A 24,290-nucleotide genomic window follows, 5' to 3' on the forward strand; every position below is an offset into this window, starting at 1 on the left:
CTGTACGGCGCTAAACACGGCTGACATCGATGATGCCGGCTGTTTTTAAAAGGATGTGCCCCCCTGTTTCATCCAGCATTCTCACCTCCTGCTCAAACGGGCGGAAATCCAAAACGATGCCTGTTACTTTACGGAAGGCACCCGCTTCGAAACAGCGGACCGAAACGGGCAGCTTTTTCTGTCTCGACAGCTGGATCATTTCATTCATCTTTTCGAGCTGCTGCTCATCCAATTCGGGTTTTTCCCGTTTCTGCTGGCGCCTTTTCCGTTCCAAAATCGCCTGCTTGTGTTCCGGCAAAAACATGCGTGATCCCTCCCAAAGCTTGTTTCCGCGGTGCAAATACTCACTCATTTATAATGCCCTCCTATCTTTTTGGCGCGGTCCAGCGCCTGCCCGGCGTCAAGCAGCGACACCGCCCGGATAATCGAGCCGGGCCCGTACTTTTGCTTGATGCGGTCCATTGTATAGCCGAGCTGCCGCCGGGCGCAACTGCTTTCAAATAATGTCAGCTGCTCAACCTTATCGCTGCATAAGCGCGACAGCTGGACGCTGATGCGGCGCACCGGATTCCCATCCCAAAACTGCAGAAATATTTCGCCCGCCGCCCTGTAGACGTCCATCGTCCCATTTGTCGGCGCCTGTAATGTTGTCTGCCTGTGGAATCCTGCCGGGTGCGTGTAATCGGCTCCCTGGCAGCCGACCGATACGCATGCCCCCATGACGCCTGCCGTGCGCGCCCGCGAGCAGACTTCTTCGCTCAGCTCAAGCAGAATCACTTTAATTTCACGCTCAAAATTGGCATAGTCGCGCGGCAGCGTCATCGCATGGCCGATCGCCTTCTGCCCGGTGTGTGACTCCCTCGAGACGGGCGAATAATCGATCCCGTTTGCCGTCTCCCAGAGTACCTGGCCGTTTATGCCCCACCGTTTTTTTAAAACAGCTAATGGAAATTTGGCCAGCGCACCGATCGTATAAATGCCGAGCCGGCGCAAATGCCGCTCCATCCGGCTCCCGACGCCAAACATCGCGCCGACCGGAAGCGGCCAAAGCTGTTCTTGGATATTGTGGTGGCCCAGTTCAAAAATGCCGGTGCGGTTTTTTTTCGCAAAATGGTCGCACGCCATTTTCGCCAGCACTTTGTTAGGGCCAATGCCGCAGCGGGCGTAGACGCCGGTTTCATTCATGATATCCTGTTTGATTTGTGCAGCGATCTTGGCCGGTTCTCCGAATAACCGGATGCTTCCCGTCACATCCATAAACTGTTCATCAATTGAAAACGGCTCAACTTTGTCCGTGTAGCGTTCAAGGATAGCCGTAATCTGCATGGAGACCTCAAGATAACGCTGCATGCGCGGCCTTACAACCACAGCGTCCGGGCAAAGCTGCTGCGCTTCCCACAGGCGGATGGCATTTTTCACACCGCGCTTTTTCGCAAGCGGGCAGGCCGCCAGCACTACCCCCGACCGGCGTTCCGGGTCCCCTGATACAATTAGGGGCTTGTCTCTGTATTCCGGATGGTCGGCTTTTTCAACACTCGCATAAAAAGATTGCATATCGACAAGAAAAATGACACGTTGACCCATTTTGAACCCTTCCTCACTTAGTAAATTAGCAAGCAATACGAACCTTCGTTCTTATTCTATTCCCATTATAAACGAATATACGTTCGTTATCCAATTATTTTTTTAGCAAAGGCGCTATTTTTTTCCACTAAAAAATCCACGGGCAGGCAGCACCCATGGATTCCGGATTCTTATTCATTTTTTAAAAAATGCGTTTCTCCCCAGCCTTTCGACCAGCCCCGGGAAAAGCGTGTGCAGGACACTGCCGGCATTCATCCATTGCGGCGCATTGATTTCGCGGCGGCTGGTGAACATCACATCCGTAATTTTTTCCGCAAGCTTTTCAGGATTCAGCATCAGTTTCTCGATATTTTTCATGTATGTACCCGACTTATCGGCAATGGTAAAAAAATTGGTGGCAATCGGGCCGGGATTTACAGCAGTGACATACACACCAAACCGCGACATTTCCATACGCAGGCTGTTTGTAAATCCGAGCACGGCAAATTTGCTTGCGGCATAAACACTCGATTTCGGCGTCGCCATTTTTGCAGCCTGCGAAGCAATGTTGATGATATGCCCGGCACGCATTTTCTGCATATGGGGCACAACTGCTTTTGTGCAGGCAATCAGGCCGAGGACATTGACATCAAACATGCCCCTGACATCCTCCATCCGGATATCCCGGACTTCGTCAAACACACCGAAACCGGCATTGTTGACAAGCACGTCAATATTTCCGTGTTCACGGTAAATCTCTTCAAATACACCCGGTATCTTCTCGTGCCCGGATACGTCGAAAGCCCGGACATCGCAGTGAACCGGCCAGGCGGCTTCGATCCCCGTTTTGATTTTTTCCAGCTTGCTGATGCTGCGGGCAAGCAAAACAAGATTGGCGCCGTTTTTAGCGCAAGCATAGGCAATTTTTTCCCCGAGCCCGCCTGATGCCCCTGTAATCACAATCGTCTTCTGTTGAATACGCTGGTTGGTCATAAAGGTAACTCCTTTTGTATCATTTTTAAAGGAATAGACATATCATGGTATTCTTTCCGGCCGGCATGCCGATCCGGCGGCACGGCCGGATGCATTGTATTTTTTCCTGCTCTCATACTAAATTGTAGCGGATACGAATTGAACTGTCATTTTTGAAAAACACATTCAACTTCAGAAAATTTCCGCAATGCCGCCTTGACATTTCTCCTGATTTTCTTCATAATCAAGGGTAATATTTATAATATCGAAATCGGCTGTGACCAGGATCAGTAGGCGAAGCATGGTGCAAGAGAGTGAAGTTCTTTAGGCTGGAAAACTTCACCATCCGCTGCTTGGCTGAACCTGCCTTGCGAGCCGTTTGGCAAAACCAAACCGGGATGGCCCGTTATGGCAAAATGAGATGCAGGAAGCTTGTGTATCCTGCAATAAAGGTGGTACCGCGGAAAAACGCCCTTTCGTCCTTGAATGGATGAGAGGGCGTTTTTATGTTGGCAAAGGAGGAAAATAAATGAAGGTTTCTTTTATCGGCGCCGGATCGATGGCCGAGGCAATGATCGGCGGCATACTTGAACATCGTGTTGTGAAACGCGGGGACATGACAGTGCATAACCGTTCCAACCAAAAACGGCTCACTGCCCTTGAAAAAAAATACGGGGTGAAAAGTGCGCAAACATTGGAGGAACTTTTAAAAAACCCTGATGTTGTCATTTTGGCGGTGAAACCAAAAGATGTATTAGAAGTACTGGAGTCCATTCAGCCATTGATCACAAAAGATATGCTGTTCATCTCGGTTGCTGCCGGCATTACGATTTCATTGATCGAAAACCGGTTAGGCCGAAAGATCCCGATTGTCCGGGCCATGCCGAATACATCGGCCAGAATCGGGCAGTCGGCAACCGGAATGGCTTTCAACGAGGCCGTAACAAAAGTGCATCAAAAAAAGGCGCTTGACATTTTTCAGGCGATCGGCCTTACAATCAGTGTGGAAGAAAAACAGCTCGATGCGGTCACAGGCTTATCCGGAAGCGGGCCGGCCTATATTTATTATATTGCTGAAGCCCTGCAGCAGTCGGCAGAAGAAATCGGGCTTGAGGGGCATGCTGCAAAAAATCTGGTGATCCAAACGATCATCGGTGCGGCTGAAATGCTCAAACAATCGAGTGAAACGCCGGAAGCCTTGCGGAAAGCTGTCACAAGCCCGAATGGCACAACGGAAGCAGGCATCCGAATATTAGATAAAAGCGGGGTAAAACAAGCTTTTATTGATTGTGTGAAAGAAGCGGCAAAACGGTCGAAGGAATTGTCCCGGATTCAGGATGAAATTTCAGTCGCTGAGTGATTTATAAGAAAGTGGCCACAATAGAAGGTTTTACGGTATTTTAGCTGCGAACAGTCCTTTACAGCCGTGATGAAGGACCTTCGCAGTTTTTTTAGAATCTGTCCTGATTATTTTGCAAGTTAATCGAATTCAGAACCATTCACGATACCGGCACTTCCATCAAATCATGGGCAATTGCACTGTTCCGGAATACATTTTTTGCTTCCCGTTCAAGCAGCGGCCATTCTTCTTTTCCGTACCGGGAACTGATATGCGTGAGCAGCAGTAATTTTGCGCCTGCATCCCTGGCCGTTTTGGCTGCCTGCAGCGTGGTCGAATGGAAATAATTATGGGCCATTTTCGCGCTCTCCTGATTGAATGTCGCCTCATGCACAAGCAGGTCGGCATCGCGCGCAAGCCGGACTGCTGCTGCACACGGCCGTGTATCCCCCAGAATCGTGACCACTTTTCCCTTCTTATCCGGGCCCAGATAGTCTTTTCCCGACACCACACGCCCGTCTTCCAGTACAACGGTCCCGCCTTTTTTCAGCAGTGCATAAACAGGACCGGGGCGGATGCCCTCATTCCTTAATCTGTCCGCATCAAGCGCGCCTGGCTTATCTTTTTCAGTAATCCGGTAGCCCCAACTTTCAATCCCGTGATCTAAAGCGGCGGCTTCGACAATAAAACGGCTGTCTTCAAAAACGACCCCCTCTCCAATTTCGAAAATGGACAACGGGTACTGCAAATGGGTGGCGCTCACTTTCAGCGAAACTTCAATAAAATCCTTTATCCCTTTTGGCCCGTATACTGCCAGCTCATCAACACCGCCCTGGAACGAACGGCTGCCCAAAAGCCCGGGCATACCGTAAATATGGTCGCCGTGCAAGTGGGTGATAAAAATTTTCTCGATTTTCCGGGGTTTCAGCGCTGTATGAAGAATCTGGTGCTGGGTCGCCTCGCCGCAGTCAAACAGCCAAACCGCATTTCTTTCTTCCAATAATTTAAGTGCCACGGATGTTACATTTCTTGCTTTTGCAGGCATCCCTGCACCTGTTCCCAAAAATAAAATATCCAATCCAACTCCCCCTATGCATGTAATTTCCGGCCGCAGATAAAACTATCTTATCATAATTTAGTGGAAAGGAAACAATTGCATATTATTTGCGTATTCGGTGGTGACAGTCTAGAATAAAGTGAAACTAAATCTTAATTTTGACCTTTTTGTGGCAAACTTATAGAAGAAAACCATCTTTTCCCTGTTTTTCATGAAATGGGTTCAGAATGCCACACTATAACCGTATAATATAGTCAGTCACAGCCGCGATGCCTGACTGATGTATCATGTGATTGATTAATAAAGAGAGGTAGAAAACATGCAAACAACCGAAACACCCAGATCTTTGATTATGCTTTTTGGCGCAACAGGTGATTTAGCGAAACGCAAGCTGTTTCCTTCCTTATATAACTTGTACCGCAAAGGCAAGTTATCCGGGAACTTTGCCGTGATCGGAACTGCAAGAAGAGGATGGACACATGAGGTATTCCGCGACCATATTAAAGACGCTGTATTGAGTACGAAAAAGCACGCCGATAATGTGGACGAGTTTGCCGCCCATTTTTATTATCAGCCTCATGATGTCACAAATGCCGAATCATACATACAATTAAAAGAATTGGCAGATGAGCTTGACCGCCAATATCAATTAGAAGGCAACCGCATATTCTATTTAGCAATGGCACCGGAATACTTCGGCACGATTTCCGACCATCTAAAAAGCGAAGGGCTCACAGACACAAAAGGCTTTAAACGGCTTGTGATCGAGAAACCGTTCGGGCACAACCTGGAATCCGCAAAAGCGTTGAATAAGCAGATCCGCAAGTCTTTTTCAGAAAGCCAGATTTACCGGATCGACCATTATTTAGGCAAAACCATGGTGCAGAATATTGAAGTAATCCGTTTTGCGAACGCCTTATTTGAGCCGCTTTGGAACAACCGCTATATTTCCAATATCCAAATTACATCAAGTGAAAAACTCGGTGTGGAAGAACGTGCGCGCTATTACGAAACGAGCGGTGCGCTCCGCGATATGTTCCAGAACCATATGCTGCAGATGGTCGCGCTCCTAGCGATGGAACCGCCGATCAACCTGACCACGAATGAAATCCGCAGTGAAAAGGTAAGGGTGCTGCGCGCATTGCGGCCCGTTGGTGGAGAAGAAGTGCCGGATTATTTTGTGCGCGGGCAGTACGGGGCAGGGGAAATCAACGGCGCACGCGTTGCCGGTTACCGTGAAGAAACCAATGTGGATCCGGCTTCCAATACAGAAACCTATGTTGCCGGGAAATTGTTGATCGACAATTTCAGATGGGCGGGCGTTCCGTTTTATATCCGGACAGGAAAGCGGATGGCCGCGAAAACAACAAAGATTGTCGTGCAGTTTAAAGATATCCCGATGAATTTATATTACAATACCGGGCAGGATTTAAGCCCGAATCTGCTTGTCATCCATATCCAGCCGGAAGAAGGCATTACGGTTCACTTGAACGCCAAAAAACCGGGCCAGCATATGGAAACGACTCCGGTGCAGCTTAGTTTTGCAAGCAGCAGCAAAAGCGGCATCAACACACCGGAAGCCTATGAAAAGCTGATCCACGACTGCCTGATGGGTGATGCCACCAACTTTACACACTGGGATGAAGTGGCCCTCTCCTGGAACTTCGTCGATAAAATTTCGAAAGTGTGGGAAAATAAACAGATCGCCTTTCCAAATTACGAGGCCGGTACAATGGGGCCAAAAGCAGCCGACGAACTGCTCGCAAAAGACGGCTTCTTCTGGTGGCCGGTAGAAGACCTCGAAGTAAAACCATGCTAACAAGAAAAGCGGAGGCGACTGTTTATCGGCGTACGGATTTCGCAGTCTTTGACTGAGATATAGGAAACACGATGAGCCTGTAAGGCGAATCGATGTTGACTTATCGCAGGGAAAAGACGTAGAAATCCGCTAGCCGATAGGAGCTGCAGCTGGATCAAGAAAAGCGGAGGCGGCTGTTTATCGGCGGCAGGTTTATCATGATGACGCCAAGGTTATACTTAAATATGCCATTGACAAACAAAAAAGGAACACGCCACCAGGGTGATGGACAGCGTGTTCCTTTTTTAAACAGATGTGAGGTGAACGTGGATGAGCAAAGACAAAAATGTGGATGATTACTTAAAGCAGGGCATATATGGAGAAAAAGAAACGCTGCCGGCAGAACGGCGGAAATTTTTAGGAACGCTGCGGGAACGTATTGTCGTCGCCCTGACAACCGACCAGGTGAAAGAAGCGGAGGTCTATCCGGAAGTCATCGATCTTTTCAGCCGGCACAAAGACGCCAAACTGTTATTAAACGGGGCACTGGAATACAGCTACCTATCCAAATATATCAAGGCTGCCCACAAAAACGACCTCCCCTTCTCCATTGTTGAAAAAAAAGGCATCACAACAGATATCGGGCTTGTTCTGGCGTACGACCATGCCATTGACCAAAAAGAAATCTATATTACAAAACAAAAACCAGCCCCCCAGAAAACAAAAAAGAAGGGCTTATCTTCTTTCTTTCAATTTTTGAAAGATTAGGGGCGGCGCTTATTGAAAGAGGAACGGGACGCTTTTCTCCCCGTTTGAATAATATCCCTTCCAAATTTCTCACGGAGCTGCTCGATCGTTTGATACAGCGGCTCTTTTTTTGCGGCATCTTCGTACGAAAACAAGCTCAGCTGTTCACCGGCTGCCTGCCGTGCCGCCAAATCTGATCCGGTTATCCCAAGCAGGCGGACCGGATTACCATTCCAGTGGCGGATAAACAAGGCTCGCGCGCATTCAAACAGCTGCTGCCCGGTATAAATGGGCTGCATGCATTTTTTACTCCTTGTAACCGTTTTTCTGTCCCGGTAGCGGATCACAAGACTGATATTGGCCGCCGCATATCCTTTGTAGTGGAGCCTGGCAGCCGTTTCATCGGCAAGTTTTTTCAGCACGGCATCAATCTGATGTTCATCATCCAGATCCTGCGGCAGTGTCAGTGAGCGCCCGATACTTTTTACAATATGAACAGCATCAGGGTCCACTGCCCGCGCATCCACCCCGTTGGCACGTTCTTTTAGTACAGGCCCCCGTTTCCCAAGCAGCTGTTTCAGCAGGAAACGATCCGCATGCGCCAGATCCCCGATTGTATACAGGCCTGCTTTCGCCAGCTTTTCCGCGGTTTTCTTTCCAACCCCATGCATGTCAATCAGTTGCATCGGCCATAATACAGAAGGCACATCCCGTTTCCGGAGCACGGTAATCCCCATCGGTTTTTTCATATCTGAGGCCATTTTTGCGAGAAATTTTCCAGGGGCGATGCCGATACTTGAAGGCAGGCCCAGTTCAGCGTATATTTGCTGCTGAATTGATCCGGCAATCTCCAAAGGGCTTCCCAGTTCATGCCGGCTTGTAATATCAAGATATCCTTCATCAATCGAGACCGGTTCGACCAGCGGCGTATAGGTGCGCAAAATGGAAAACATTGCGTTTGATGCCCGTTTATAGCGGTCAAAATGGGGTGGGATGATCAACAGCTCCGGACAGCGCTTTTTCGCCTCCCAAACCGTCATCGTCGTTTTTACCCCGTATTTTCTCGCTTCGTAACTGCATGTCACAATAATCCCTTTGCGTTCTTTCGGGTTCCCGGCAATGGCAACCGGTTTCCCTTTCAGTTCGGGATTTTCCGCAATTTCAACGGAAGCAAAAAAACTGTTCATATCCACATGAAGAATCACACGGCCGTTTTTTGGATAATATTCTTTCATGGCTCCTCACCAACCCCGGTTTTTGTTCATTACGTATGCCTTTTACGACCCCAGCGCTGTACGCTTCGTTCTCTCGCCATTTATATAGGCAATGATGTCTTTTATCCCTTCCAATGAAGCTATAAGTATATCAGGATCAACAAGCGTGATCAAACGGCCGTCCAAATTCGCAACACTTGAAAAATACTTTGTGCGTTCATAACCGATTAAACCGACCTGTTTCTTTGCCCCGTCCCGGATTTCTAAAATATCATTGGCTTCTTTTACAAGCAGGCCTACAAAAAGCGCCGGGGTTTGCAGCACAATCAGGCGGGCACTGTCTGCCAATTCTAATTGGGTTTGATAAAAGACGGCTTCTATATCAATGACCGGCACCAGCTCATCCCTGACCTTGACGACGCCTCTTACAAAATCAGGCAATTTTGGAATGGGGTTCATTTTTTCTGCCTTTTCAATTGAACTGACAGACCGGATGCTGATGCCGTATTCCTCATCCCGCACTTTGAAGATCATATATTTATCCTGTATCTCCATCCATTTACGTTCCTTTCCCTATTGGAAGGCCAAAAGCAGTTTTAGCCTTCCGTTTTCTGCCTTAAGTCCTTATTTTTCGGAAGCGGCAACTTCCACAATTGCAATCGCCATTTCAGTGAGTTTGATCAATTCTTTGACCGGAATGCGTTCGTTTGTTGTATGGATTTCTTCATATCCTGTCCCAAGGTTTACAGTTGGAATATTGAATCCGGCAATGACATTGGCATCACTGCCGCCGCCGCTTTGCTCGAGCTTGCTTTCACGTCCGATTTTTGCAGCTGCTTTTTTGGCCACTTCTACAACCTGGTCACCGTCCTGGAATTTAAAGCCCGGATACATGACTTTCACTTCAACTTCCGCTTTTCCGCCCATTTCCTGTGCGGCTGTTTCGAATGCTTCCTTCATTTTCGCCACTTGTGCCTGCATTTTTTCCGGTACAAGCGAACGGGCTTCAGCGAGGATATCGACGCGGTCGCACACAATATTTGTGGCCTGGCCCCCTTCGAAGCGGCCGATATTTGCCGTTGTTTCTTTGTCAATGCGGCCAAGCGGCATTTTTGAAATGGCTTTGGCGGCAATGGTGATGGCAGAGACGCCTTTTTCCGGCGCGACACCGGCATGGGCCGTTTTTCCGAGGATCGTTGCTTTGACTTTTGCCTGTGTCGGCGCAGCAACCACAATCGTCCCGACAGCACCGTCACTGTCAAGCGCAAAGCCGTACTTTGCTTTTAATAAAGATGAATCCAGTGCTTTTGCGCCAACCAGGCCGGATTCTTCCCCGACTGTAATCACAAACTGGATATCCCCGTGCGGAATATTGTCTTCTTTCAGGACACGGATCATTTCGAACAGGGCGGATAGGCCGGCTTTGTCATCCGAACCTAAAATCGTGGTGCCATCAGAGACGATCCATCCGTCTTTAATCGAAGGCTTTATCCCTTTTCCAGGCACAACGGTATCCATATGTGAAGTAAAGTAAATCGGTGCAGCTTCCGGAACATTCCCTTTTAATGTGCAGATCAGGTTGCCTGAGCCGTGGCCTGTCTGCCCTTTTGTATCATCCTCGAATACTTCTGCACCCAGGCTTTCAAATTTTTGTTTTAACAGCCTGCCGATTTTCTCTTCGTGGCCGGTTTCGGAATCCGTTTGGACCAATTCAAAAAACTCTTTTAATAAACGTTCTTCATTAACCATGGAAAAAACCTCCAACATTATGTATTGACTTTATCAGTATATCGCTAATTTATGCGTGCGACAATTTTTCTCCCTTGCAGAAAAGTTGTTGGATAAGGGGGGAGAAGCTTCCCCACAATTTTGCTTGCCGACAGAGCTTGAACAAGCTAGAATAAGTGTAATGATGAGAAACGAGGGGTGAAAAAGGCTTGTCTAAAAGAACCCAAAAAATTGTTGTTTATTTAATGCTTTTTGCCATGCTGGCCACCACGATTCTGTCGGGCCTGTCCATGCTGTTTTAAACATCATACCACAAAATAAAAGGAGGAATGGCGGGCCCATTCTTCCTTATTTTATCGCGCCTTTTTCTTTTGCAAGCTGAATCATGGATTTTGGCGAGCGGGTAATGTAAACTTTTGCTCCGACCGGCACTTCCTCATACAGCCGCTCAAGTGCTTGTTTTGGAAGCCGGATGCAGCCGTTTGAGATATAACGGCCGATTGATGACGGTTGATTTGTGCCGTGAAGCCCGTAAATTCTCCCGTCTGTCCCGCGCGCATTAAACCCGATCCACCTCGACCCGAGCGGATTCCTTGGGTCGCCGCCGGGGATATTTTTCTTCCGGTAATACGGGTTTTTTGCTTTGACCGTAACCGTAAACAGCCCTTCAGGTGTCAAATCATCCGTCCTGCCGGTTGCTACCGGCGTCTCCATTACGATTTTCCCGTAACGAATCCAGGCCAGCCGGTTCGTTGCTTTGTTTACGATAATATACGGGTTGCCAGCTGTATTCCGTGCATCCGCTGGCGTAAACGTCAGTCCGACTGCCAAAAGCAAAGCTAAAAACAGTTGCAAGGCCATCACCCAATTTCCACATTTTCCTTAGTTTGCTTGGAAAATGTGGTTTTCATACCAAAAACCTGACCCCCTTTTAAAATGGAAAATCAGGCTCTCAAAAAAATGTGAACGCCCGGACTATACTTCATCACAGATTATTGCAAATATTCCGCTTTGTTTTTGCATTCATACGTTTAGCTTTAAGGTATTTTCATCTATCATTTTATGGTGGGCGGTTTATTTCTTCATAAAGCGGGTATACTAATCCTACATCTAGATCCATACCCCTAAACTCCCTAGATGCTTTGGATAGCGGATGTTGCGCTATCCACTTTTTTATGTGCAAAAAACCGGGCATGATGTTTGCCCGGAATTTTTTTGCCATTTTGTCCGCGTCCATTCTTCTTACAATTTTTCTACTTTTACTTGCGGCAGCAGTGCTTCCACTTCTTCTTTTGTGCACAATTCCACTGAGAATGCGGTTGCGCTTCCGCAGGCCACCCCCATTGGGAATGCTGCTTCGTAAGATTTACCCTTCGAAATCTGGCTGATAAACCCGGCAACAACGGAATCACCGGCACCCGCTGAATTTTTTACCGTACCTTTTGGCGCAGTTGCATAATAAGAAACATCTTTGTTAAGAAAGAGCGCACCTTTTTCCGCCATCGAAATGATCACATTTTGGACGCCCATGTCCAGAAGCCTCGAACCATATTGGCGCGCTTCTTCAGGTGTCTCCACTTTTACGCCGAAAATCTCGCCAATTTCATGGTGGTTTGGCTTGATTAAAAACGGACCGGCTTTGATGACATGGTTAAGCGATTCACCGGAAACGTCGGCAATCACTTTAATCTTTTTCTCCTGGCATCTTTTGATCAGATCAACATAAACCGTGGAAGGCAGTGAACTTGGAATGCTTCCCGAAAACAAAATCATGTCATCAGCAGTAAGACGGTCAATCTGTGCAAGGAGCTGATCAAATTCCTGACCTGAAATCTTCGGGCCTTTTCCGTTAATTTCTGTTTCCACACCGGATTTTAATTTGATATTAATTCTTGTATCTTCTGAAACTTGGATGAAGTCTGTTTTGATGCCTTCCTCTTTCAGGTATTGTTCAATATAACCGCCGGTGAAGCCCCCGATAAAACCGAGTGCAGCGGAATCAACGCCGAGCCTTTTCAACACACGGGAAACATTGATGCCTTTGCCGCCGGGAAATTTTGTATCCATTTTAGAACGGTTTAATCCCCCCAGTTCAAATGAATCCACTTGTACGATGTAATCGACAGACGGGTTTAACGTGACAGTATAGATCATTTTTCACACAACCTTTGCTACTTTTATTTCAGAATGCCAAAACTTATCCAATAGCCGGAAGACGGTGTTCCGATCATAATCATAACAATCGTATTATTCCCCGGAATGAAAGATTGAATCATTTCAGACAGACATAACAGCCGTTTTTTGCATCCCGGTTTATCCCTTTCCGCTTTTGAAACTGCATTCATTCCTTACTGTGGCTATTTTACATTCAAAAACAGCAAAAATCAACGACTTTCATTCAAAAACGGTCATATTCGATTAATCATGATTCATTTTTGCTGTTTTTGCCATAATTTTCATGATCTGAGATGCACCAGGCAAATCTGCGGCCGTTAAAAACCCCCGCCGGAGCATGGCGGGGGCTGATCAGCAACACCTTTTACTTATTAATAGATGGGCGTTGTTTCCGGGCTGATGGCTTCTAAAATTTCTTTCACGCGTTTTAAGAAGCGGCCGCAAATCAGCCCGTCTAAAATCCGGTGGTCAAGTGACATACACAAATTAACCATATCACGGACGGCAATCATGCCATTGTTCATCACCACGGGGCGCTTAACGATTGACTCGACCTGCAAAATTGCAGCCTGCGGATAATTGATGATCCCCATCGACTGGACAGAACCAAATGAACCCGTGTTGTTCACGGTGAAAGTTCCACCCTTCATATCACCCTGCTTGAGTGCGCCTGTTCGTGCTTTTTGCGCCAAATCTGTAATGTCACGCGCAATGCCTTTGATCGATTTTTCATCCGCCCGTTTGATAACCGGGACAAACAGCGCATCCTCTGCTGCAACCGCAATCGAAATGTTAACCTCATGTTTCTCAATGATTTGATCGCCCGCCCATGTTGAGTTAATCTGCGGAAATTCTTTCAGTGCCTGCGATATAGCCTTCACAAAAAAGGCAAAGTAGGTTAAATTAAAACCTTCCCGTTGTTTAAAATCAGCTTTCAGGGCATCACGGTATTGGACCAGATTTGTCACGTCCACTTCCATCATCATCCAGGCATGCGGGATTTCATGCTTGCTGCGGAGCATATTATTCGCAATTGCTTTACGTACACCGCTAACCGGAATCATTCGGTCACCGTCTGCCGGATGAATCTCCACAGGTGCAGGGACAGCTTCCTGTTTCGGCGGCACAATGGTTTCAGGAGCGGCCTGTTTTGTTTCGCCGGCAGCCGGTTCAGGCGCTGTTTTGCCTGCTTCCACAAGTTTCAAAATATCTTTGCGCGTAATCCGGCCTTCCTTCCCTGTCCCGCTGATTTTACTGAGGTCAATGCCATGCTCCTGCGACAGTTTCAGCACGGCAGGTGAATAGCGGACTTTACCGTTTTTGCTTTTGTCCTGCTCCTGCTGCCCGTTTCCCCCGGGTTGCGTTTTAAGATCCGGATTTTCCGGCCGGGCCTGTGTTTCGCTTTCCGCACCTTCCACCTGAATCGTACAGATCACTTCGCCGACTTCCAGTGTGTCGTCTTCTGATGCGATTAATTCAATAATTTTTCCCGTATAGGAAGAGGGCACTTCCGCATTGACTTTATCAGTCATCACTTCTGCAACCGGGTCATATTTATGAACAAAGTCGCCCGGCGCAACAAGCCATTTGCTGATCGTGCCTTCCGTTACGCTTTCCCCTAATTGGGGCATCGTCATTTTCTTAATAGCCAATTCAAATCCTCCTTACCAACAATCCGTATTCAGCAGCCCTGATCTTAAAACTAGAACTCAGCCAATTCCCGCATCGCTCTTTCAATCTTTTCAGGATTCATCATAAAGAACTTTTCCATGGTCGGGGCAAACGGCATCGCAGGAATATCTTCCCCCGCCAGGCGCATAATCGGCGCATCCAGATCGAACAGGCAGTTTTCCGCAATAATTGCGGCCGCCTCGCTGATAATGCTGCCTTCTTTATTATCTTCTGTCACGAGAAGTACTTTCCCTGTTTTTGAAGCCGCTTCGACGATGGCTTCGCGGTCAAGCGGATAAACGGTGCGCAGGTCAAGCACATGCGCTTCAATGCCGTCATGCGCGAGTTTTTCGGCTGCCTGGAGGGCAAAATGGACGCACAGGCCATATGTAATGACCGTAATATCGCTGCCGTCTCTTTTTACTTCAGCCTTTCCGATTGGCAAGACATAATCGTCATCCGGTACTTCCCCTTTAATCATTCGGTAGGCCCGTTTATGTTCAAAAAAGAGGACAGGATCTTCATCACGGATGGATGCTTTCAATAATCCTTTCACATCATAAGGGGTGGATGGCATCACGATCTTCAAACCCGGCTGGCTCGCAAACACTGCTTCGATCGATTGCGAGTGGTACAGTGCTCCGTGAACCCCGCCGCCGTATGGTGCGCGGATTACCATCGGACAATGCCAGTCATTATTTGAACGATAGCGGATTTTTGCCGCTTCGGAAATAATCTGGTTGACTGCAGGCAGGATAAAATCGGCAAACTGGATTTCCGCAATCGGGCGCAACCCATACATTGCGGCGCCGACACCGACGCCGACAATAGCAGACTCGGCAAGCGGCGTATCAATCACCCTTTCTGCACCAAATTGATCGTACAGTCCGGCAGTTGCTTTAAATACCCCGCCTTTTTTCCCGACATCTTCCCCCATGACAAACACTTTACTGTCCCTTTCCATTTCTTCGTGCATCGCTTTTGTTACTGCTTCGATATATGAAATTACAGCCATACATGTTTCCTCCTTACTCCCTGCTGTATACAAAGCGCAAAGCATCTTCAGGCGCTGCATAAGGCGCTTTTTCGGCATAGTCCGTCGCTTCATTTACCGTCTCCATGATGCGGCTTTCCATTTCTTTCTCCAAGTCGTCATTCAAAAGCCCGGTCTCCCTTAAATAAGTGGCGAACATGGTAACCGGGTCTTTCGTTTTTGCCTGTTTTACTTCTTCCGGGGTGCGGTATGTGCTGTCATCGTCATCGGAAGAGTGCGGCGTAAACCGGTAAACAACCGTTTCAATGAGTGACGGCCCTTCGCCGCGCCTTGCCCGGTCTGCAGCTTCTTTTACCACTTGATAAACGGCGAGCAGGTCATTCCCGTCCACAGTCACGCCCGGCATGCCATAACCGCAAGCCCGGTCGGAAACGCGCGGATTGCCCAGTTGCCTGTCAGCCGGTACAGAGATCGCATACTGGTTATTTTCGCACATAAAGATGACCGGGAGTTTTTGGACGGCGGCAAAATTCGCCCCCTCATGAAAATCACCCTGGTTGGATGAGCCTTCCCCAAACGTCACAAATGTAACGAGATCTTTTTTCTCTATTTTGCCTGCTAGCGCAATCCCGACTGCATGCGGTACCTGGGTCGTTACCGGGGAAGACTGTGTTACAATCCTGTTTTTCTTCTGCCCAAAATGCCCCGGCATTTGCCGGCCGCCTGAACTTGGATCTTCTGCTTTGGCAAATCCTGAAAGCATCAGATCCTTTGCCGTCATGCCAAACGCAAGAACAATACCAAGGTCCCGGTAATAGGGCAATACATAGTCTTTCTCCTTATCTAATGCAAAGGCAGCGCCGACCTGGGCGGCTTCCTGTCCCTGGCAGGAAATCACAAACGGAATTTTCCCGGACCGGTTTAAAAGCCACATCCGTTCATCTATTTTTCGCGCCAAAAGCATTGTTTCGTACATATTTAAGACGTCCTGGTCACTAAGACCCAAGCTTTTATGCCGATTTTCAGTCATAAAAATTCCTCCTTCATCATTGCATTAAGAATGGATGGCAAGGCCGTCAACCGCAAGCGCGGCTTCCCCGATCGCTTCGCTTAATGTCGGATGCGGATGAATGTTTAATGCCATTTCCCATGGCGTTGCATCCAATACACGGGCCAAACCGGCTTCTGAAATCATATCTGTAGCATGCGGACCGATAATATGTACACCTAACAGGTCATTTGTTTCCTTATCTGCTACGATTTTGACGAAGCCGTCCGACTCTCCGTGGACAAGCGCTTTTCCAATTGCTTTGAAAGAAAATCTGCCAACTTTAACATTGTACCCTTTTTCTTTCGCCGCGTCTTCACTTAATCCGACACTGGCCATTTCCGGGCTTGTATAAATACATTTCGGCACCAGGCCGGGATCAAGCGGATCGGGTTTATTCCCGGCGATATGTTCAACGGCAATGATTCCTTCGCGTGATGCCGCATGTGCAAGCTGCAAACCGCCAATCACATCCCCGATTGCATAAATATGTGATTCTTTCGTCTGATAGTTGGCGTTGACTTGAATTACGCCGTTTTCAATTTGGATATCGGTATTTTCAAGGCCGATATTTTCCGTGTTGGCAATCCGGCCGACAGATACTAAAATTTTCTCTGCCATGAAGGCTTTTGTTTCGCCTTTTACTTCGGCTTGAACCGTCACGCTGCCCGCCTGTTTTTGAAGGGTTTCAGGTTTTATTTTTGCCCCCGTTTGGATGTCGACGCCTTTTTTCTTTAAAAGCCGGGCAATCTCTTTTGACATGTCGCGGTCTTCCCCCGGCACAAGCCGGTCCGCAAACTCGCAAATGGCAACATCCACTCCGAAATCGGACAGCATCGATGCCCACTCAACCCCAATCGCGCCGCCGCCGACAATCAGAATCGAAGCGGGAAGTTCTGTGAGTGATAAGGCCTGGTCAGAGGCCAGCACATATTTGCCATCCACTTCAAGCCCCGGCAACGTACGCGGCCGCGAGCCTGTTGCAATGATCAGGTTTTTCGGGATCAACATTTCGTTTTCTTCACCCTTGTTCATTTCAACCGAAACCGTTCCGGGCAGCGGAGAAAATATCGATGGGCCGAGAATTCTGCCAGTGCCTTCATACACATCGATTTTACCTTTTTTCATCAGCTGCCGGACACCCCTGTACAGCTGGCCGACAATCGCCGTTTTTCGCGCCTGGATGCGTGCAAAATCCAGTTCGGCGCCGGAAACGCGGATGCCGAATTCAGCGCCGTTTTGTATCGTCTTGTATACCTCTGCACTTCTCAGCAGCGCTTTGCTTGGAATACAGCCCTTATGCAGGCAAGTTCCGCCCAATTTGTCTTTTTCCACAATTGCTGTCTTTAATCCGAGCTGTGAAGCCCGGATGGCGGCAACATATCCGCCTGTTCCGCCGCCAAGAATAACAGCATCATATTCTTTTGCCAAAATAAAAAACCTCCTGATCGCCATTGGACGTTCTCATAACCCATGAACAAACGCCATTGTTTCCTAGTATGATTGTGATTGCCGATTTTTTGTGTTTCGGGTCTGCCAAAAACCGGAACCTTGATTGGGAATTTTACGGATTCTGGCTTCAGCCATCCGGTCTGCTGCCTATGTGCCGGATTCTGATGCGTTTAGAAATGGTCTTCACAACATTCTGGTAAATCCGTTTAACTTTTTTCATGCTGTCCATATCCTGTTGTACCAGTATCCTCCCCTGTCATGCAGCGGCCGTTCAATCCCCTGGAAAAGCGGCCGAAAATGAGGCAGGGTGCGCCTGGCACCGTAAAAAAAACCGGACCGGAATTTCCAAATACTTACGATTATCAGTTTGCTACTTTTTGCACAAATATGCAAATAATTGCATTGAGTTTTACATGCCGGCATTTTTCCAGTTTATCATACAAATTTCTAAGTGTTTATGCCAACCGGCCATCTTGGCGGCCAGTGTCTTAATGATAGTGTTTTTTCCCGAAACGCGCCGTCACTTCTTCTGGATTTGTCAATTTTGGAACATTTATTACAAGATATGGGCTTGCCATTTCCCCCTTGTAAAATTGCTTTTATTTCAATTTCCAGCTTTCTAATACAGATTATGCCTGCAGCCAAAGATATATGAAAGGGCTTTCATTCAGAAAGGAAGCATTGCCCGGTTTTTTTGCAAATAGTATAATAATACAAATGGGAAGGGGGTCCGGGATTGAGACGTCTGATTGCGCTCGCCATCCTGGTTGCGCCGGTGATGATGGCTGCAGCCGGTATTAAATTATTAAGGGATATGCTTTTTGGTATTCTGCAGCAGCCATTTCCGTTCCTCTGGATGCAGTTTTTGGCCGGCATTGCTTTTTGTGCAGGGGGGATCGCGTTTATCGGGGGTTTTATCCTCCACCGCGACCGCAAACATCACAAAGTGCAAAAACGATTTATAAAGTAAGCACCAGGCGGATCACGCCTGATGCTTTCCTTTTTTAAAGTGATTTAAAGCTGCCCCGAATCTCTGCTGCCAGCCCCGGATAGTCAGTAATCAATGCAGTACAGTTAATCCGAAACAGTCTTCTCATATCTTTTTCTTTATTCACCGTATAGGGGCGGACGGCAATCCCGTTTGTAATCGCCATTTGGATAATCTGGTCATTGGTGGTGCGCAGATGCGGGTGGATGCCTTTTGCACGGATCGATTTTGCATACACCCAAGGCATGAACAGCACCTCAGAATACAGCGGGGCAATCTCAATTTCGGGTGCCAGCCGGTAGCACTGGATAATGGAATAATGATTAAAAGAGGAAAAAATGATACGCTTTTCCAAATGATACGCTTTGATTAATGACACCACTTTTTCCTCAATCGACGGATAAGCAATTTTGGCCGTTTTTAATTCAATATTGCATAAAAGCTGGTTGGATTTCAGCCAGTCAAATACTTCTTCAAGTGCCGGTATATGAAGCGGATGCCCGGCAATGTGCCCCGGATCTTTGATCTCCAGTTTTTTCAATTGGTTTAAAGTAAAATCCTTAACAAAACCTTTGCCGTTTGTCGTCCGGTCGACGGTTTCATCATGTATGACAACCAGCTGCCCGTCTTTAGATAGCTGGATATCAATTTCGATCCCGTCGGCGCCGGCCCGTTCCGCTTCCCGGTAAGCTGCCATTGTGTTTTCAGGGTGTGTTCCCGCTGAACCGCGGTGCGCAAATATAGATGTCATGAGTGTCACAACCTTTTTTCTTTTCATGTACCCATTATACTCGTTTGTTCCTCGTTTTTTCTACCGTTTTACCGGAAAAGGCGGCAGCCGATTTAGCACAACATCAAATAAAAAGCATCTTTTACTTTATTCGCGAAAAAGATGCCTCCCGTATCATTCAATTCATATACACGTTTATCCCGGGTCTAACAAAGGGCCTAACCCTTTCAAGACGCCATATGTTCAAGCCGGAGTTTATCAGCCACCATGGCGATGAACTCTGAATTTGTTGGTTTTGCTTTTGTCATGGAAACGGTGTAGCCGAATAAGGTTGAAATGGATTCGATGTTGCCTCTGCTCCAGGCAACCTCAATCGCATGCCGGATCGCACGTTCTACACGGCTGGCAGTAGTATTGTACTTCTTGGCAATTTCGGGATAGAGTACTTTTGTGATGGAGCCCAGCAATTCAATATCATTGTAAACCATGGAAATTGCTTCTCTTAAGTACATATAGCCTTTAATATGGGCAGGAACACCAATTTCGTGGATAATACTGGTGATGCTTGCATCTAAATTTTTCGGTTTGGATTCAACCTGCGGGCGTACGAAATTTGATGAAGATTTAATCACTGAGCCGGTTTTGCCGCTGACCTGGCGGATATTGGAGACCAGCATCTCCATATCAAACGGTTTTAATACAAAATAGGATGCACCCAGTTCGACCGCTTTTTTTGTCACATCTTCCTGGCCGAAAGCAGTCAGCATAATCACGTTCGGCATTGGAGAGTAGTTGGATTCTTTCAGCCTTTCCAATACGCCGAGACCGTCCAAATGCGGCATAATAATATCTAATAATAATACATCGGGTGCAGCCTCCTTCAGCTTGTCAAGGCATTCCGTTCCGTTATGGGCCATACCCGCGATCTCCAAATCCTCCTGTGAAGAAATATAATCTTCCAGTAAACGTACAAGTTCGCGATTATCATCTACAATAAAAACTCTAATTTTTTTCACTGCCTGTGTCCTCCTCAGAAAAAATGCCGTATCTCTATACTTAGGTTTCGACAATCACAGCAAATATCCTGCCTTTTTTAGAATTTTATTTTCTTTTCCTAAAGGCGTGCCTAAAAAAAGGGGCAGACCCCTGCTGCTTATTGCGGCAAAGAGGTCTGCGTGCTTTTGATGCCGGCTTCGTCCAGCATCCATTCGATATGGACACCGTATCCTGAGGTGGGATCATTGACAAATACATGCGTGACAGCGCCGATGAGACGGCCATTCTGGATGATCGGGCTTCCGCTCATGCCCTGGACAATGCCCCCGGTTTTTTTCAGAAGCGCGGGATCGGTTATTTTAATGACCATCCCTTTTGTGGCCGGAAATTTCTGCGGGATGGTACTGACAATTTTAATATCATAAGCCTCCACTTTTTTCCCGTCCACCACTGTTAAAATCTTGGCCGGCCCCGGCTTGACCTGGTCAGATAATGCAATCGGCATCGGTTTTCCAAATTTGCTGTTTCCCGCTTGCCCGTCCAATTTCCCAAAAATCCCAAATGGGCTGTTTTTGGTAATATTGCCGATTCGGCTGTTGTCGGAAAAACGGGCCAATTTTTCACCCGGGCTGCCGTTTTTCCCTTTTTCAATGGACGTAACTGTGGAATTGACAATCCGCCCGTTTTCCACAACAATCGGCTTTTTTGTATCCATATCGGAAATGACATGGCCGAGTGCTCCATATTTTCCTGTTTTCGGGTCGACAAATGTCATGGTCCCGATTCCAGCGGCCGAATCGCGGATATACAAACCAAGTTTATAGTCTTGTTCCGCTTTGTCTTTCAGCGGCTGCAATGTTGTTTGGATGGTTTGCTGCTCCCTTTTCACCATCACTTTTAAAGCTTTGCCGCTTTCCCCCGCCTGCTGGACAACCGGTGCCACATCTGACATATTTTCAATTTTTTTGCCATCCATTTTGATGATCATATCCCCGACCTGAATCCCTGCTTGCTCGCCGGGGGATAACTTGCCTTTTTCCGAATTAACAAGATGATGGCCGACAACGAGAACGCCGACCGTATTTAGTTTTACACCGATCGACTGCCCGCCCGGAATCATCCTGACATTTTTTAAAACATGCACGTCCACTTTCTTAATCGGTACGCCCGCCAGTTCAAGATACATATCATCTTTACCTGGAGACTTTCCTTTTATGGACACCGTTTGTTGATCATATTGAATCGCTGCATTATGCCCTTTTGTCGCGACAGCTGCAGATACATTGGCAGATTTTTGAAATTCGATTTTCTGGCCTTCCATTAATCGAATTTGGTTTGGAAAGTGAAGATATTGTTGAAAAGGTTGTGAAAACCCTATTAGCACAAGTGAAACAAGGAGAAAACCGCCAATCAGCTTTCTTACGTAATCAAAGTTCAAACATTCCACTCTCCTCGCTTCCAGTCCACCCTTTTGGTTTAGCCTTTATTTTTTTTGGCTATGATTTTAATTTAGCCCTGAAGCGCGATAAATATAACAAGCCGGGGCGGAAAAAAACCTGTTCAAAATGGATAGTTGTGTTATTTTTACCTGCTTTATTTTCACGCAAAAAAAAAGCCCGCAGGATATACCCGGGCCTTATTTATTTGATCATTTCTGCGAGTTCAAGCAGTTCTTTTGCGTGCTGCCTTGTCAAGTCCGTCATTTCGACACCGGAAATCATCCGGCCGATTTCTTTTATCTTCTCCTCCTGGTTTAAAACTTTTACTTTTGTCCGTGTCCGCCCCTTCTGCATTTCTTTCATGATGAAAAGATGGGTGTCCGCCATCGCGGCAACTTGCGGCAAATGGGTAATGCAAAGTACCTGGGAATGGACGGAAATGCGGTAAATTTTTTCCGCAATCGCCTGGGCAACCCGCCCGCTTACACCGGTATCAACCTCATCAAAGATAATCGAGGTAATGCCCTGGTGTTTTGAGAAAATCGTTTTTAAAGCAAGCATGACGCGTGACAGTTCCCCGCCGGAAGCTGTTTTTGCCAGTGGTTTTAAGGGTTCGCCCGGATTCGTCGAAATATAAAACTCAACATGGTCAAGCCCGTCGTTTCGAAACGGAATCTCCTCCTGCTCAAAAAAGCTGTCCGCTGAGGCGTGAAAACGGACTTCAAACTTTGTTTTGTCCATGTAAAGCTGTTTTAATTCTGCATGGATGTTTTTTGTAAGGCGGTCTGCCCATTTTTTCCGCAAATCGCTCAGCTGTTTCGCTTCCAAATACAAATCCCGTTCCACCATTTTCAGTTCTTTTTGCAGCTTGTCCATATGCTGGTCACGGTTTGTAATCGATTCGATTTCTTCTTCAATTTTTGCGCTGTATTCCAGGATCTCCCCGATTGTGTTTCCGTATTTCCGCTTTAGCTGGTTAATCTCATCAAGGCGGTCCTCAATTTGATTTAAGCGTTCCGGATTAAATTCAAGGGTATCCAGCTGGTCGCGGATGGAATGTGCTGCATCTTCCAGTGTATAATAGCAGCCTTGTACCGATTCAAGCAAAGGAGCGAGCGATGCATCCGCTTCAGCAGCTGTTTCGAGCTGGCCCATCACAAGCCCGATCCAGTCGAGCCCGTGTTGTTCGCCCTGCAGCGCTTCGTAGCTCGTATGCAGAGATTCAAATAAGCGTTCAAAATTCGTCAATTTCCTTTTTTCTTCAATAAGTTCTTCATCTTCACCAAGTTTGAGTTCCGCTTGCTGGATTTCATGGGATTGAAATTGAATGAGGTCGAGTCGGTGTGCAAGCTGCTGGTCATTTTCATTCATTCTTTTTAAGCGGCTGGATGCTGTTTCGTATTGTTTATAAACGTCGCGGTAATTAGCCAGCGCTGCTTCAATTTCTTCCTGCCCGTACTGATCAAGAAGCGGCAGGTGAAACGCTTCATTTAACAATTCCTGTGTTTCATGCTGGCTGTGGATGTCAATTAAGGTCGCACCAATTTCGCGTAAAATCGAGATCGTAACAAGCTTGCCATTGATGCGGCAGATGCTTTTCCCCGTCTTTGAAATATCACGGCGCAAAACGACCATGCCCTCTTCAACTTCAATACCGAATTCCCGCGCCCGCTCCATGCAGGGATGGCCCTCGCCAATCAGAAATAATCCTTCAATTTCCGCCCGCGCCTCACCATGGCGGACATATTCCGATGAACCTCTGCCACCTGTCAAAAGCTGGATGGCATCAATAATAATCGACTTACCCGCACCCGTCTCCCCGGTCAGGACAGTTAAGCCATTTTCAAAAGAAAGTGACAGCTGGTCGATAATGGCAAAATTTTTGATCGATAATTCCTGGAGCAAAATATCACCTCAATTTCTAAAGCATGTCCAAAAATCTTTGCGCAACACTGTCGGATTGTTCCAGCTCTTTGCAGATGATTAAACAAGTATCATCCCCGCAAAGTGTTCCGATAATTTCTTCCCAATCCAAAATGTCGATCAGGGCGCCGACCGCATGGGCATTTCCCGGCAGTGTTTTCATGACAATCAAATGGCCTGCTGTATCAATACTGACAAATGCATCGGTTAAAGCCCGTTTTAATTTCTGCGTCGGATTAAAACGCTGATCCGCAGGCAGGCTGTATTTATATCTGCCGTTATTTAAAGGCACTTTCACAAGATGAAGTTCTTTAATATCCCTGGATATCGTCGCCTGTGTTACATTGAAACCGGCATTACGCAAATGATCCACGAGCTCGTCCTGGGTTTCAATATCGAAATTTGTAATCATTTCCCGGATTTTAATTAAGCGCTGCCCTTTATTCATATCATCAC

At 47.2% G+C, this 24,290-nt stretch carries 23 protein-coding genes; 5 read left to right on the forward strand and 18 right to left on the reverse strand.

Features of this window, described 5'->3' with window-relative positions:
• Window positions 1-10 precede the first annotated feature (10 nt).
• From C232_RS0101580 to C232_RS0101590, 3 genes are all read right to left on the reverse strand, one after another.
• A complete protein-coding gene (locus C232_RS0101580; RefSeq protein WP_018660558.1) occupies window positions 11-352 on the reverse strand; it encodes a YolD-like family protein in 342 nt (113 codons plus the stop codon).
• Window positions 349-1,584, reverse strand: a complete 1,236-nt coding sequence (locus tag C232_RS0101585) for a DNA polymerase IV (RefSeq protein WP_018660560.1) — start codon at window positions 1,582-1,584, stop codon at window positions 349-351. The genes C232_RS0101580 and C232_RS0101585 overlap by 4 nt, the downstream gene beginning before the upstream one ends.
• Window positions 1,585-1,758: 174 nt before the next feature.
• The gene (locus C232_RS0101590; RefSeq protein WP_018660562.1) at window positions 1,759-2,556 is read right to left on the reverse strand and encodes an SDR family NAD(P)-dependent oxidoreductase; all 798 of its coding nucleotides are present in this window, start codon (window positions 2,554-2,556) and stop codon (window positions 1,759-1,761) included.
• Window positions 2,557-3,064: 508 nt separating this feature from the next.
• Here C232_RS0101590 and proC point away from each other — a divergent pair.
• Window positions 3,065-3,895, forward strand: a complete 831-nt coding sequence (gene proC / locus C232_RS0101600) for a pyrroline-5-carboxylate reductase (RefSeq protein ID WP_018660568.1) — start codon at window positions 3,065-3,067, stop codon at window positions 3,893-3,895.
• A 139-nt stretch (window positions 3,896-4,034) separates the two neighbouring features.
• Here proC and rnz read toward each other — a convergent pair whose 3' ends face one another.
• Window positions 4,035-4,952 (reverse strand): ribonuclease Z, encoded by a 918-nt coding sequence (gene rnz / locus C232_RS0101605; protein WP_018660570.1) that lies wholly within the window; start codon window positions 4,950-4,952, stop codon window positions 4,035-4,037.
• Window positions 4,953-5,250: 298 nt separating this feature from the next.
• Between rnz and zwf the strand changes: the two genes are divergently transcribed.
• Window positions 5,251-6,750, forward strand: a complete 1,500-nt coding sequence (gene zwf, locus C232_RS0101610; protein ID WP_018660572.1) for a glucose-6-phosphate dehydrogenase — start codon at window positions 5,251-5,253, stop codon at window positions 6,748-6,750.
• 309 nt (window positions 6,751-7,059) lie between these two features.
• A complete protein-coding gene (locus C232_RS0101615; RefSeq protein ID WP_018660574.1) occupies window positions 7,060-7,497 on the forward strand; it encodes a YueI family protein in 438 nt (145 codons plus the stop codon).
• On the opposite strand, the gene C232_RS0101620 is transcribed toward C232_RS0101615, so the two are convergent.
• From C232_RS0101620 to C232_RS0101630, 3 genes are all read right to left on the reverse strand, one after another.
• The gene (locus C232_RS0101620; protein WP_018660576.1) at window positions 7,494-8,711 is read right to left on the reverse strand and encodes a DNA polymerase IV; all 1,218 of its coding nucleotides are present in this window, start codon (window positions 8,709-8,711) and stop codon (window positions 7,494-7,496) included. The genes C232_RS0101615 and C232_RS0101620 overlap by 4 nt on opposite strands.
• A 42-nt stretch (window positions 8,712-8,753) precedes the next feature.
• Window positions 8,754-9,245 (reverse strand): chemotaxis protein CheW, encoded by a 492-nt coding sequence (locus C232_RS0101625; protein WP_018660578.1) that lies wholly within the window; start codon window positions 9,243-9,245, stop codon window positions 8,754-8,756.
• Window positions 9,246-9,314: 69 nt separating this feature from the next.
• A complete protein-coding gene (locus C232_RS0101630; RefSeq protein ID WP_018660580.1) occupies window positions 9,315-10,439 on the reverse strand; it encodes a tripeptidase T in 1,125 nt (374 codons plus the stop codon).
• Window positions 10,440-10,627: 188 nt separating this feature from the next.
• On the opposite strand from C232_RS0101630, the gene prli42 reads away from it, so the two are divergent.
• Window positions 10,628-10,720 (forward strand): stressosome-associated protein Prli42, encoded by a 93-nt coding sequence (gene prli42, locus C232_RS19715; RefSeq protein ID WP_018660582.1) that lies wholly within the window; start codon window positions 10,628-10,630, stop codon window positions 10,718-10,720.
• Window positions 10,721-10,766: 46 nt separating this feature from the next.
• Here prli42 and C232_RS0101640 read toward each other — a convergent pair whose 3' ends face one another.
• The 6 genes from C232_RS0101640 to lpdA all read right to left on the reverse strand — a co-directional run bounded on the left by C232_RS0101640 (window position 10,767) and on the right by lpdA (window position 17,737).
• Window positions 10,767-11,279, reverse strand: a complete 513-nt coding sequence (locus C232_RS0101640; RefSeq protein WP_018660583.1) for a L,D-transpeptidase — start codon at window positions 11,277-11,279, stop codon at window positions 10,767-10,769.
• 381 nt (window positions 11,280-11,660) lie between these two features.
• A complete protein-coding gene (gene pfkB, locus C232_RS0101650; RefSeq protein WP_018660585.1) occupies window positions 11,661-12,572 on the reverse strand; it encodes a 1-phosphofructokinase in 912 nt (303 codons plus the stop codon).
• Between the two features lie 392 nt (window positions 12,573-12,964).
• The gene (locus tag C232_RS0101665) at window positions 12,965-14,245 is read right to left on the reverse strand and encodes a dihydrolipoamide acetyltransferase family protein (RefSeq protein WP_018660591.1); all 1,281 of its coding nucleotides are present in this window, start codon (window positions 14,243-14,245) and stop codon (window positions 12,965-12,967) included.
• 50 nt (window positions 14,246-14,295) lie between these two features.
• Window positions 14,296-15,279: an alpha-ketoacid dehydrogenase subunit beta gene (locus C232_RS0101670; protein ID WP_018660593.1), complete on the reverse strand. Its 984-nt coding sequence runs from the start codon at window positions 15,277-15,279 to the stop codon at window positions 14,296-14,298.
• 13 nt (window positions 15,280-15,292) lie between these two features.
• Window positions 15,293-16,288 (reverse strand): thiamine pyrophosphate-dependent dehydrogenase E1 component subunit alpha, encoded by a 996-nt coding sequence (locus tag C232_RS0101675; protein ID WP_018660595.1) that lies wholly within the window; start codon window positions 16,286-16,288, stop codon window positions 15,293-15,295.
• Between the two features lie 24 nt (window positions 16,289-16,312).
• Entirely contained in the window at window positions 16,313-17,737 is a 1,425-nt protein-coding gene (gene lpdA, locus C232_RS0101680; protein WP_018660597.1) for a dihydrolipoyl dehydrogenase, read from the reverse strand.
• A 757-nt stretch (window positions 17,738-18,494) separates the two neighbouring features.
• On the opposite strand from lpdA, the gene C232_RS0101695 reads away from it, so the two are divergent.
• Window positions 18,495-18,728: a DUF2627 domain-containing protein gene (locus C232_RS0101695; protein ID WP_018660603.1), complete on the forward strand. Its 234-nt coding sequence runs from the start codon at window positions 18,495-18,497 to the stop codon at window positions 18,726-18,728.
• A gap of 34 nt (window positions 18,729-18,762) precedes the next feature.
• Here C232_RS0101695 and C232_RS0101700 read toward each other — a convergent pair whose 3' ends face one another.
• The 5 genes from C232_RS0101700 to ahrC form a co-directional block, all read right to left on the reverse strand.
• Window positions 18,763-19,497, reverse strand: coding sequence for a glycerophosphodiester phosphodiesterase (locus tag C232_RS0101700; protein WP_026314431.1), 735 nt, complete (start codon window positions 19,495-19,497; stop codon window positions 18,763-18,765).
• Between the two features lie 206 nt (window positions 19,498-19,703).
• Window positions 19,704-20,492, reverse strand: coding sequence for a sporulation transcription factor Spo0A (gene spo0A, locus C232_RS0101705; RefSeq protein WP_018660607.1), 789 nt, complete (start codon window positions 20,490-20,492; stop codon window positions 19,704-19,706).
• 137 nt (window positions 20,493-20,629) lie between these two features.
• Complete coding sequence (spoIVB, locus tag C232_RS0101710) at window positions 20,630-21,910, reverse strand: SpoIVB peptidase (RefSeq protein ID WP_018660609.1); 1,281 nt, start codon at window positions 21,908-21,910, stop codon at window positions 20,630-20,632.
• 202 nt (window positions 21,911-22,112) lie between these two features.
• Complete coding sequence (recN, locus tag C232_RS0101715) at window positions 22,113-23,816, reverse strand: DNA repair protein RecN (RefSeq protein ID WP_018660610.1); 1,704 nt, start codon at window positions 23,814-23,816, stop codon at window positions 22,113-22,115.
• 16 nt (window positions 23,817-23,832) lie between these two features.
• Entirely contained in the window at window positions 23,833-24,282 is a 450-nt protein-coding gene (gene ahrC, locus C232_RS0101720; protein ID WP_018660612.1) for a transcriptional regulator AhrC/ArgR, read from the reverse strand.
• Window positions 24,283-24,290 lie beyond the last annotated feature (8 nt).

Source organism: Heyndrickxia acidiproducens DSM 23148, assembly GCF_000374345.1.
In the GTDB taxonomy this organism is placed as follows: Bacteria; Bacillota; Bacilli; order Bacillales; family Bacillaceae_C; genus Weizmannia; species Weizmannia acidiproducens.

Bases quoted from the DNA above. Each gene is read 5' to 3' on its own strand.
- C232_RS0101580 (WP_018660558.1), bottom strand. From the start codon at position 352: ATGAGTGAGTATTTGCACCGCGGAAACAAGCTTTGGGAGGGATCACGC.
- C232_RS0101585 (WP_018660560.1), bottom strand. From the start codon at position 1,584: ATGGGTCAACGTGTCATTTTTCTTGTCGATATGCAATCTTTTTATGCG.
- C232_RS0101590 (WP_018660562.1), bottom strand. From the start codon at position 2,556: ATGACCAACCAGCGTATTCAACAGAAGACGATTGTGATTACAGGGGCA.
- proC (WP_018660568.1), top strand. From the start codon at position 3,065: ATGAAGGTTTCTTTTATCGGCGCCGGATCGATGGCCGAGGCAATGATC.
- zwf (WP_018660572.1), top strand. From the start codon at position 5,251: ATGCAAACAACCGAAACACCCAGATCTTTGATTATGCTTTTTGGCGCA.
- C232_RS0101615 (WP_018660574.1), top strand. From the start codon at position 7,060: ATGAGCAAAGACAAAAATGTGGATGATTACTTAAAGCAGGGCATATAT.
- C232_RS0101620 (WP_018660576.1), bottom strand. From the start codon at position 8,711: ATGAAAGAATATTATCCAAAAAACGGCCGTGTGATTCTTCATGTGGAT.
- C232_RS0101625 (WP_018660578.1), bottom strand. From the start codon at position 9,245: ATGGAGATACAGGATAAATATATGATCTTCAAAGTGCGGGATGAGGAA.
- C232_RS0101630 (WP_018660580.1), bottom strand. From the start codon at position 10,439: ATGGTTAATGAAGAACGTTTATTAAAAGAGTTTTTTGAATTGGTCCAA.
- C232_RS0101640 (WP_018660583.1), bottom strand. From the start codon at position 11,279: ATGGCCTTGCAACTGTTTTTAGCTTTGCTTTTGGCAGTCGGACTGACG.
- pfkB (WP_018660585.1), bottom strand. From the start codon at position 12,572: ATGATCTATACTGTCACGTTAAACCCGTCTGTCGATTACATCGTACAA.
- C232_RS0101670 (WP_018660593.1), bottom strand. From the start codon at position 15,279: ATGGCTGTAATTTCATATATCGAAGCAGTAACAAAAGCGATGCACGAA.
- C232_RS0101675 (WP_018660595.1), bottom strand. From the start codon at position 16,288: ATGACTGAAAATCGGCATAAAAGCTTGGGTCTTAGTGACCAGGACGTC.
- C232_RS0101700 (WP_026314431.1), bottom strand. From the start codon at position 19,497: ATGACATCTATATTTGCGCACCGCGGTTCAGCGGGAACACACCCTGAA.
- ahrC (WP_018660612.1), bottom strand. From the start codon at position 24,282: ATGAATAAAGGGCAGCGCTTAATTAAAATCCGGGAAATGATTACAAAT.